This is a genomic window from bacterium (assembly GCA_023230585.1).
Taxonomy (GTDB): Bacteria; Ratteibacteria; UBA8468; order B48-G9; family JAFGKM01; genus JALNXB01.
Genome location: JALNXB010000060.1, coordinates 1 through 10,429 on the forward strand (window position 1 = coordinate 1; position 10,429 = coordinate 10,429).

The window sequence follows — 10,429 nt, forward strand, 5'->3', positions numbered from 1 at the left end:
CCTTTTGTTCTTATACTCTGAGCCTGTTAAGCCCTTCGGAGACGCTCTTTGCGCAGAAGGGTGAGTTCTCAGAGTGCCCGATTGTGGCGTAGAAGGTGTATGCGCCGTAGTACCAGAGTGAGTAGACATCACATACTTTTTTCCCCCATTTCCTTTTCCGCCTACGGCGAGATTGCCACGCCAAAAATCGGCTCGCAAAGACGGAATAGGGGGGCTGTGGTACCTACTACTCGCCCATTTTATGCCCAAACGCCCAATTTTGTTATCCTGAACTTGTTTCAGGATCTTTAACCTAACTCACGTAACAGAAGTAGCAAAATCGAGATTCCGGATCAAGTCCGGAATGACATACAGGGGTAACCTCATCTTTTGTCGCTCTGCTACTCGTTTGCTTTTAGTCTGCACAAAGACCCCCTCACCCTTGATCCCTCTCCCTCAAGGGTAGAGGGCAAAGAAGGAACGGAGGAAAAGTAAAATTGAAAACTACCTCCATAACAATCTATTTTTATACAATTTATTATATCTTAGTTCGACTGTTTGACAAATAAAATTTTAGAGAGTAACCTATTACACAAGACAAAATATTTATTAACCAGCCATAAATAAGGAGGATAATCCAATGAAATGGCCTATAATTATGCATGTAAACTACTGCGAGCAGGGGCAGACGATACCTGAGATGTGCCACAAAGCTGTTGAATGGGGATATGATGGGATAGAATTTAGAGGAACCCACCCAACTATGTCTTCCGAAGAATATTTAGATGCCATAGAGAGTGCTGTAAAATCTTCTGGGTTAAAAAAAGTTCTTTTTGGAGGACCTTCTGTAACAGATTTTGAAGAAGCGATGAAATTTTATAAGATTGCAAACGAAAAGTTTAACTTGACGGTTTGCAATATGGCAGTTGGACGGATACCCGGCGGTTCAGCAGTAGCATCAAGCGATGATTGGAAAAAGGGAGTAGAAGATTTAAAGTTGTGTGCAAAAATTGCAACAGAAGTAGGATTTAAATTTGCTCTTGAGATTCATATGGGCTACCTTCACGACCTGCCAGAATCTACTATGAGGTTGTTAGATATGCTTAACGACCCTGCAGTTGGAGCAAATCTTGATTATGGAAATATAGTATATCTTGAAGATACTATTACCATTGAAGATTCTATTTCAATAGTGTCTGAGAAACTGTACTATGTACATTTGAAAAATTCTTATAAACTTCCGTTTGGTAGAGTTGCAACTGGGTTGGCTGACGGCGCTATCAACCACAGAGATTACCTTAAAGCCCTTAAAAAATATAACTATAAAGGTCTTCTTTGTATTGAAGCCCCAAGACCAGGCGACAGAGAGTGGTTTGCAAGAGAAGATATTGCTTATTTAAAAACTCTAATAGAAGAGATTTAAATTTAAGTTTAATGTCAAATATAAGGAACTGCCACTAAAAATAGTGGCAGTTCCTTTTTTCATTTATTTCAGTTTCAAAACCTTAATTGCGTTCTTTTCTGTTATTTTATCGTAAGCTACCTTCGATATTTTTTTCTCTGCTTTAACCTTTTTAAAATATTCTATATGTGGGACTACCTTTATGTTTGAAGAAATATCTGTGCCAAACATAAGTTTATCTTGAAACTCTTCAAGAAACTTGTAACCATACTCTTCATCTCTTGTAAGTGCATTTAACCCGCTTCCAGCAGAAAGGTCTCCATATAAATTGGGATATTTTTTTAAGAGTTTTTGGAGTTTTCCCGGAGTTTTGACTTTACCTTTAGGGTATCCACCTCTTTCCTTCTCAGGCACATCAGCACTTATCTCTGACCAGAAAGCCATAGCGTGCCCAATAAAAACAGTATCAGGGCACTCTTTCAATGCTTTCTCTAATCTAGGTAAACCTTTGTCGTCTGCTAACCCATAACTACCGCCAATCCTATCGTATAAATGAAAAAGTATAGGCAATTCAAATTTCCCTGCTTGTCTATACAGATTAAGACATCTTGGGTCGTCAAAATATAGGTTTGCTGTCATTTCGCCCAATCCTTTACATCCTGCCTCTTTATAGTAGTTCAAAATCCAGGAAAAATCAGAATCAGGCGAATTAGCCACAGAGCGAGGGTCAACATCACAAAAAGGTATAACCCTATCAGGATGTTTCTTGTAAACTTTAAGTATATCGTTAGGACCGGTATAAAAACATGGAACTTCGGGGCTAACCCCAGCAGGTAGAATAACAAACCTGTCAACCCCTCTATAATCCATAGCGTTAAATAGTTCTTTTTCTGTAATTACTTCCATACCTCTTCCACCGACCCTTCCTCCCCATAAAGTAATTATATGAGTATGTATATCTATCATTTTTCTCCTTTACCTCGATTTTTAACGAGATTATTGGCTTTTTTCTACTTTTACACCCCAATTATTCTTCTTTTTTAGGCATACTTGGAATAGAACTACTCGACTTTAACGGCTGAACTGTGTTTGTCTGCTGTAAAGGAAGTTTCTTATTCTCTTCTGTATTTTCTTCTTTTGGGGTTTCTTGGTTAAGTTTTATACTCTCTTTTGGGGTTGCATCTTCTGGTGTTTCGCTTTTGTTCTCTGCAGAATCTGCAGAATACAAACTTATTCCATTAGACATATCTTTTAGAGCCTCTTTTGCATCAATCGGTTCTTCTTCTTTTGCAGATGCTTCGGTTACATCTTCTTCTGTAGACGGTTTGGCTAACTCTGCTTCTATTTTATCCATCAAAGATTCTTCCTTGTTTTCTTCTACCCCACTAACACTCTCTACAACAGGTGTGTCTTGTGAACCACCTGACGTATCAACAAGTTTTATAGCAGTATCTATCTGTTCTTTGATGGTCAACATATTCAATTTAGGTCCAAAACCTTTTTCTATTGCTCTCTCACAATCTAAAGAAGCATTATTTAGCAATTCCAATAAATTCTTTATATCCATAAAATTACCTCCATAATTTTTAGTCAAACATTTCTTGAAGCCATCGCCACGCAAGTTTTTCAAAAGATATAATAAAATCGTGGTTTGTGTTAGGGCTAAAATATATTTTACTTGAACCTGCTATGTTTTTATGTACACAATAAGCCGTTGTAACAGGGGTAACTCTGTCGCATAAACAAGCAAGAATCATAACAGGACATTTTACATATTTAGCAAAATTCATTGTATCGTAATAACTTAAATATTTTATTCTTTTATCATAAACAGAGAAAGGTGGTTTAACTATTTTAGGCCATCCAGAAGTTTCTGTTCTGTTTACTCTTTTAACATATTCCCTAAAAGGCCAGTAGCCAAAAGCAGTAAGAGTGCTAACAACGGCGGTAACATCTTTAGAAAGAGCAGCTGTTATTAAAGACAGCATTCCGCCCTGAGATTGACCTGCAACAGCAATTTTTTTAGGGTCAACATCTTTTCTCTGTTTTAGGTAGTTAACAGCACCAATGCAACCTAAAAAAACATTGTAAAGATATTCATCTTTTATTTCGTTAGGATAGTCTCTTACTATATACTTTAAATATTCTGGAATTTTTATACCACTTTTATGGTTAAGTTCTAAATTAGGATGGATCTGTAACATCAAGGTTACAAATCCGTGTCTTGCCTGTTCTGCTGGTATAGGAACTTTGCCTATTCCTGCTCCAGGAACAACAAGGAGTCCAGGGAAAGGTCCCTCACCTATAGGAACACTCAAACGACCATAAAAACGTTGACCGCCGGCGGTAAAACTTATTTTATATGCTCTAATTTTATTATATTTTTTACCTTCAGGGTCGTAATCTTCCGGTCGGCTTGCTTCTTCTAAATTATATTTAGAAATTTGGGCGTCGTCCATTTCACATTCAAACTCTTCTATAATATTAAGAGATTCATTTTTTACCTTATCTTTTGCTTCTTCCCAAAAACTCTCAAAATCCTTAGGCATATTTTCTGTAAACTCCATATCTTCTACCCTATAACCAAAAGTAGATAGTCCTTCTACGTGTTCCTGTTCTGTAACATAAACTTTTACCTTTAAATCAAAAAAGCCAGGCAACAGTTTTTCTGAAGGAACAACAACCCGTACGCTTCTATCAAGACAGGTTTCACCTGTGCCTTTTAAAAAAGATTTGTTAACCATATTATAAGTCAACTCCCATTCAACTTTCATAGGTCTTTTTTGAGGGAAGAAGAATATCTCAATTTCATCTCCCTTTTTAAAAATTAAATCTTGTCTAACTCTTGAAAAAGATGGTAACAAAATTTCTCTCTTATCGTCTGAATATGGGCGTGATACGTTCCAAGTTAAACTATAAAGACATTTACTAAAAATAAACATATAAATTATATAAAAGAACCTGAAAACCATACGCATTACGTTTCTCCTTGTTGTGTTTAACGTTAGTAAAATTTGTATATTTTCCCACACACTCGGGACACTAAGGTATGTCTGTTGAGGCATTGACGTAGGTTAAAAGGTCTTATATTCCTGTGGCAACCCTCATACTTATTCTTTACTTCTTTTTTATCCATAATACCTTATTATCTTTTTACTTTTTTTACTTTTAAAAGATTATTTAATTTAAGCAATTTTTTGGGTTTATGTCAATTTTATTTATTTGACAAAAAAAGTTACTCAATATATAATTGCTAACAGTTAAACTTTTGAAAGGTTTTAAGACCGAGCCTGTGAACGTTATTTAATATTTTTTAATACATATATTTTACATAGGCTAAAAAAAGGAGGCGGATAAGGGGACACTTCAGTAAAACAGTTCAATTTGATAGAAGTTAGATAAAAAATGACTTTCCAATAAAGGAAAAGTAAAAGGGAGAAGTAAAGAATGGCACAGGAATATAAGATTTATGTAGGTAATTTGGATTACGGTACAACAGAAGAAGAGATAAAGGAACTTTTTACTGATAAAGGCATCGAGACTAAAACAGTGACCCTTATTCTTGACAAATTTACAGGAAAATCCAAAGGATTCGGGTTTGTTGAAGTTGATTCTGACGAAACCATCCAGAAAGCTGTAGAAATTCTTCACGGTTTTGAACTCGGTGGACGTAAATTGACAGTTAATAAAGCCAAACCACCTCGCGAAAGAGGAGAAAGAAGATTTTCAGGCGGAGGTAGAGATTTTGGAAGTGGAAGAGGCGGTGGACGGTCAAGATTTTAATTTGATGTAAAAATAACAATAAATAAAAACCTCCTCAGAAATGGGGAGGTTTTTGTTTTTTATTCAAATCCCACCATAACTGGTTTAACTCTTCTTTTAAAAAAGCGTTTTTCACATAGTTACACTCCAACAATTATTGAATATCCCTAACAACACTCTTAAACAAACTAACGCTTTTTGACAATTTTTTAAAATAGTGGTTCAATAAAACAAGTAAATAGCAGGGAATCATTAACATTATCTCTTACGAGGAATGTGAGTATAATCAATAAACAGAAGCGTAAACAGTAAAAGGAGGGTGGAATGTATAAAAAATTTATTAAGATTTTAGTAACTCTTTTTTTTGTTGTAAACTTACCATCTTTTGCACAAAAGGAGAATAAAATGGTTGGAGAAAAAGATACCCGTGAATTCAAAATATTTCAGTTCCCTCGTAACCAGATCCCTCGTATTGATGGAAAAACAGATGACTGGGATATAGTGCCACCTGAATATACTTATGGAATGGAACATATAAAAGATATTATTAAAGGTAAACCTAACGACCCAAAAGTTTTTGATATGAATATGACTGTCGGTTGGGTAAAAGGGTTAAATAGACTCTATTTCAAATATGAAGCCTACGATAGTTATTGGGATTTTGGTAGGGTGGACTCAAGAACAGCAAAAGGGTATATGAACGATTTACTCGAGATAGTAGTTGATGGTGCAAGAGCTGGAGGAAACTTGATTTCAAACCCGCTAATCCCAAACAGAGTAGAATCTTATATGAACAATGCCGGTAGCAGGGCTCAAAATTATCACATATTCACACCGCCTGTTGATGGTGAATGGACTATTGTGTGGGGTTGCCAACCTTGGATAAAAGAGTTCCCTTACGCAAATTACGCATACTCTTACGATTTTAAACATGGGGAACCGGGAAAACTAATTTTTGAATTTTACATAACAGTATTTGACCACGCTTCCTACGACGGACCAGAATATAGTATTGAATCAAAATTTGAAGAAAATAAAACAATAGGTCTTACCTGGATGGTACTTGATTTCAAAGGTGAAAAAGTTAAAGGGTATGACGCATTCTACTCTTTAACACAGGTTGGGCATTCAGGAGAAAGACCTCAACCTTGGTGCCAAGCCTCCGACGCTCTTCCTTTTAAATTGATGCCTCTGGAAAAACAGTTCCGTAAACCAGTTGAAGCCGATTGGACCTTTAAAGTAGTGGATATGGCGAACCGTAAAGTAGCTTTCCTTGACCGTTCTTACGGAAACATTACTTCTTGGAAATGGTATTTTGGAGACGGTACAACCTCTACTGAACAGAACCCAATACATACATACGCAAAACCCGGTACAACTTATGTTGTTCTTCTGGAAGTATCAGGACCAGACGGGCAAGATAAGAAAGCCCGTTACTGGGATGTAATGATAAAGTAAAAGACTTAAAGCAAATAACCCCCTCACCTTATATCCTCTCCCCCAGAGGAGAGGAAAAATTTGAGTGGATTTCATCTCTCCCTCGGGCATACTCGGGATAAAATCGCCAAAAGCGGAAAGGAATGGGGAGAGTATGGGGATGGTTTACTGAATATTTACATATAAACAGGTAAGGTTTATTCAATATAATTGCAAAATATTTGACAAAATGAAAAGCAGGAGAGTAGAATAGAACTAAGGATAACTTTATAAAAAAACAGGCTCTTTATGACTTTAAAACAGAGAAGACTTCCTTGAAAAACATTCATAAATGGGTTACTAGGAGGTGAAAAAATGAAAAAGAAAGGCTTTACTCTCATTGAACTTCTCGTGGTTATAGCCATAATAGCAATACTCGCCGCAATGCTTCTACCTGCCCTTGCAAAAGCAAAAGAAAGGGCAAATAGAGCAGTCTGCATAACCAACCTTAAACAACTTGGATTGGCTTTACATATTTATGCACAGGATTGGGGAGGATGGTTCCCCATACTTGAAGAAAGAACAGGGCAAAATGTGCGTTCCAAAACAAACAGGTCTCTTGCTCTGCTTACAGGACAGACCGACCCTGTCAACTCTGAAGATGAACCAAGTCCAGAACTGGAGACCCCACCGTATATCACAGACACCAAACTTTTTGTATGTCCGAGCTCAATGGCTGAACCAAATACCGCTATACCAGGTATGCTTGTTAGTCCTTGGGATAGCCGTGGTCAATCTCATAGTGCTTACCCAGACAGGTACAAAGGTAGTTGTTCTTATGCATACGCGTACGGATTAAATCTACAGACACATCCAGATACTGCAATAATGGCAGACACAAAAGCGCATAATTCTACTTATGCTTGGCCACATTTGAGACTTTACTATTACTTTAACCACAGTCTTCACGGAGTAAACGTGTTATACGTTGGAGGGAACGTCAGATGGGTAGATACTATCCCGTCAAGTTCTACTTCTTACAGAACTTTGCCACAAGAACCTTTCCCAAATTGTAAAACTGGCAATGACTACACGTTAAGAGACCTATACCAAGAATATTGATATAAAAATTTGGAGGTAAAATGAGAGAAAGAAAAAATACAGGCTTTACTTTGATAGAACTTCTTGTTGTGATAGCCATAATAGCTATACTTGCGGCGATGTTGCTACCGGCTCTGTCAAAAGCAAGGGCAAGGGCGAAAGCCTCTGTATGTATGAACAACTTAAAACAGATAGGTATTGGCTTGCACTTATACGCAAATGATTTTGATGGCTATATGCCTCTGCGTTTGTATACTGCATTTCAAGCTCCTGCGTATTATTATGAAGGTGATTTAAGGTCATATATCAACCCTGAATTGGTGGTCTGTCCGTCTGCTAAACCTTACCAACTTGATAAGAATAAATACAGGGCTACTTATGCTCGAAGATATGATAGTATGGCATATTACGACACCAGTTTTCTTTATATTAAAAACCTTCAGTTTCAGGAAGATTTATGGATAGTTGCTGAAGCTTATGATATAAATACGAGTTCCTCAAGGTTGGACCATCAATATTATTCGTTAAGCAGGGACGACCATGCTCATTTCAGACACGCCAATTTAATGAATATGCTTTTTGTTGACGGGCATGTTGAGGCAGCAACACCTGACAGGTTTATTGAAGCAACCAAACGGCATACCTCTTCTTCGCAAGCAAAACAGTGGCGTGTTATGTACGCCGACGGAAAAAAAGATATACTCTATTGGTAATTTGAGGAATAAAAAGTTGCATTTTTATTTTTGATTTCACAATACAAAAACCTTTCCTTTTACCTAACTCAAATTTTTACATCACAGAGATTTCAAATATATCTGATGTAGTTTAATGCTCCACAGGTATTATAATTTAGGGAAACTGTACCCTTATACAGGGTTGACACTCTTTCTACTTGTATCAACAGGTCCCAGTTTTTCTGTATTATCTTTTTCGTATTTCTTCAATTCATCTACAGCAGAGGCAACCTTATGGTAGGCATCAATGTACTGTTCAAGTTGAACCTTATAATCGGTCTCAAACCTTGGAGCCATCATAAATGCCATTTCTCTTAATTTTAGAGTGTTAGGCAAATCTGGTTTTTCAAACTCTTCAGGACGTCTGCTATGTGGGCACCTGCCAAGACAACATTCGTGGTAATAGATACTGTCTTCTTCAAAGAAAGGTGCTTCGTGAAGTTTGCCGTATCCAATGCGCCCACAACTAACACCTTCAGCTGCAAGGGCTCTTAAAAAGACTTCTCTGGATATTCCTTCAAGAAGGTTTGAGTCATAACTTCCAAAATGGTAGGCATAAACTCTTCTGCAATCAGATAAGACCTTTTGAGGTTTTACGCAAGGTATATCTGCTAACGCATCATCAAAATATTTACCGTTCTTATCTCGAATTTCATTAAGGGCATCAAGTTCTTTGAGGTGTTCTCTTGCTATGGCTATTCCAAGAGGGTGAGGCCTATGTTTAAACCCAAGAGCCAACACAGCTTTTTTTGCCCTCGATTCTTCTCTAATTAAAGACATCTTATCTCCACCGCCACAAATTATAGCCCTTTCATAGAAATCAATATTATTTGTAGCAAAAGCGCCACCTTCCCCTGCTGGCATCAACTTACCGCCCTGCAAACTAAAACCAGCAACATCACCAATAGAACCAATTTTTTTACCGTGCCAGGTTGCCCCGTGGGCGTGAGAACAGTCTTCGATAACAGCAAGGTTATGTTTTTTTGCTATAGCCATTATCTTTTCCATATTACACGGGTTTCCCCATACGTGTACAACCATAATAGCTTTAGTATGTGAGGTAATCTTTTTCTCAATATCGTTTGGGTCTATGCAATGGGTGTCAAGTTCAACATCACAAAATACAGGGATTCCTCTTGCTGCAAGTATTGTAGAAACGCTTGTGGTAAAAGTAAATGAAGGTACTAAAACTTCGTCTCCTGCTGAAACTCCCACAGCAAAAAGAGATTGATGAAGTGAAGAAGTTCCACTGTTAGAAGCCAACGCATACTTAACTCCAATATATTGAGCAAACTCTTTTTCAAACTCGCCTACGCTTGCAGAAATGGAAGTTTCGCCTTTTCTCATTAAATCAACAACTGCTGCTATACCTTTTTCGCTTACCACAGGTAACTTTACTTTTGAAGTATCTTTAACTGCTTTTTCTCCTCCGTTAAGAGCAAGTTTAGCCATTTTCTATCTCCTATTTTTTATACAAAAAAGTAATAGTTAAAATTTTAATAAAATTCTATCATATTAGTTTACCTTTTACAAAAAAGTCTTTTATAATATAAAGGTATGACACAAAAATAAAAGATATGGTTACAATTAATATGGCAGAAATTCAAGTCTACTAAACGCCCAATTTTGCCATCCTGAACTTGTTTAAGTAACCTTGCCTTATCTTTTCCTTATTTGCCTCTCCCCTTGAGGGAGAGGATGCAAGGTGAGGGGTTCTTTTATGTTTTTTGCTTTTTCTTTTCCGTTGTTGCTTGTCATTGCGAGGAATACTTTCTAATAACGTGGTAATCCTCGTCTTTATCCTATACACTATTGTTTATTCCCCATTTCCTTTTCCGCCTTCGGCGAGATTGCCACGCCAAAAAACGGCTCGCAAAGACGGAATGGGGGGCTGTTAACCTAATTTCCCGTAGTTTTTATAACCATGAATCTTGAAATCCTTTTATAATCAATATTTTTATTTAATTAAAGTCTTGACATTTCCCTTAAAACAAGTTATAATTATAACTATACAAAGGAGGAAAATGGCATATAA

General features: G+C 36.9%; 9 protein-coding genes and 1 pseudogene. 6 read left to right on the forward strand and 4 right to left on the reverse strand.

Going from position 1 to position 10,429, the window contains the following annotated elements; genetic code table 11:
• Window positions 1-619 precede the first annotated feature (619 nt).
• On the forward strand, window positions 620-1,402 hold the full coding sequence (locus M0P98_08120; GenBank protein ID MCK9266815.1) for a sugar phosphate isomerase/epimerase: 783 nt from the start codon (window positions 620-622) through the stop codon (window positions 1,400-1,402).
• Between the two features lie 63 nt (window positions 1,403-1,465).
• Here M0P98_08120 and M0P98_08125 read toward each other — a convergent pair whose 3' ends face one another.
• From M0P98_08125 to M0P98_08135, 3 genes are all read right to left on the reverse strand, one after another.
• Entirely contained in the window at window positions 1,466-2,347 is an 882-nt protein-coding gene (locus tag M0P98_08125; GenBank protein MCK9266816.1) for an amidohydrolase, read from the reverse strand.
• A 61-nt stretch (window positions 2,348-2,408) separates the two neighbouring features.
• Window positions 2,409-2,948 (reverse strand): hypothetical protein, encoded by a 540-nt coding sequence (locus M0P98_08130; protein ID MCK9266817.1) that lies wholly within the window; start codon window positions 2,946-2,948, stop codon window positions 2,409-2,411.
• A 19-nt stretch (window positions 2,949-2,967) separates the two neighbouring features.
• Window positions 2,968-4,359, reverse strand: a complete 1,392-nt coding sequence (locus M0P98_08135; protein ID MCK9266818.1) for an acetylxylan esterase — start codon at window positions 4,357-4,359, stop codon at window positions 2,968-2,970.
• Window positions 4,360-4,828: 469 nt separating this feature from the next.
• On the opposite strand from M0P98_08135, the gene M0P98_08140 reads away from it, so the two are divergent.
• From M0P98_08140 to M0P98_08160, 5 genes and pseudogenes are all read left to right on the forward strand, one after another.
• Entirely contained in the window at window positions 4,829-5,164 is a 336-nt protein-coding gene (locus M0P98_08140) for an RNA-binding protein (GenBank protein ID MCK9266819.1), read from the forward strand.
• Window positions 5,165-5,467: 303 nt separating this feature from the next.
• Window positions 5,468-6,601: a PKD domain-containing protein gene (locus M0P98_08145; GenBank protein ID MCK9266820.1), complete on the forward strand. Its 1,134-nt coding sequence runs from the start codon at window positions 5,468-5,470 to the stop codon at window positions 6,599-6,601.
• A gap of 333 nt (window positions 6,602-6,934) precedes the next feature.
• Window positions 6,935-7,018 (forward strand): annotated as a pseudogene (locus M0P98_08150) (prepilin-type N-terminal cleavage/methylation domain-containing protein).
• On the forward strand, window positions 7,004-7,681 hold the full coding sequence (locus tag M0P98_08155; GenBank protein ID MCK9266821.1) for a DUF1559 domain-containing protein: 678 nt from the start codon (window positions 7,004-7,006) through the stop codon (window positions 7,679-7,681). Before M0P98_08150 ends, M0P98_08155 begins: the two are co-directional and overlap by 15 nt.
• A gap of 20 nt (window positions 7,682-7,701) precedes the next feature.
• Window positions 7,702-8,373: a prepilin-type N-terminal cleavage/methylation domain-containing protein gene (locus M0P98_08160; GenBank protein MCK9266822.1), complete on the forward strand. Its 672-nt coding sequence runs from the start codon at window positions 7,702-7,704 to the stop codon at window positions 8,371-8,373.
• A 153-nt stretch (window positions 8,374-8,526) separates the two neighbouring features.
• Here M0P98_08160 and M0P98_08165 read toward each other — a convergent pair whose 3' ends face one another.
• Window positions 8,527-9,846 carry a DegT/DnrJ/EryC1/StrS family aminotransferase gene (locus tag M0P98_08165; GenBank protein MCK9266823.1) on the reverse strand — a complete coding sequence of 440 codons (1,320 nt, stop codon included), beginning with the start codon at window positions 9,844-9,846 and terminating at the stop codon, window positions 8,527-8,529.
• Window positions 9,847-10,429 lie beyond the last annotated feature (583 nt).